Origin of the sequence: Stenotrophomonas sp. 3diitr2024 (genome assembly GCF_042136455.1) — a bacterium.
GTDB classification, from domain to species: Bacteria; Pseudomonadota; Gammaproteobacteria; order Xanthomonadales; family Xanthomonadaceae; genus Stenotrophomonas; species Stenotrophomonas sepilia.
Map to the genome: position 1 here is coordinate 1 of NZ_JBHHMJ010000129.1, position 330 is coordinate 330.

Below are 330 nucleotides of genomic sequence, written 5' to 3' on the forward strand. Positions count from 1 at the left end.
CTCGATGAGGTGGAGAAGGCGCATCCGGATGTGTTCAACATCCTGCTGCAGGTGCTGGACGATGGCCGCCTGACCGACGGCCAAGGCCGCACTGTGGACTTCCGCAACACCGTCATCGGACTGCACCTGCAGGGCGGCGAAGCGGCCCAGCTTGGTCAACGCTGCGCGGTCGGCTTCGCGGGCCAGGCCGATCACGATGTCGCGCGCCTGCGGGCCCTGCACGCGGTCTTCGACCGGATCGCGCGCCGTCAGCATCAGGATCGGCACCGGATTCTGGAACTCCTGGCGCAGCTTCCGGCACAGCGCCATCCCGTCCAGGCGTGGCAGCAT

At 67.9% G+C, this 330-nt stretch carries 1 protein-coding gene; it reads left to right on the top strand.

The genetic code is table 11. The features are described from left to right. Positions 1 to 330: AAA family ATPase (locus ABGA94_RS03180; protein WP_375366365.1), on the top strand; the 330-nt coding region annotated here is incomplete at both ends.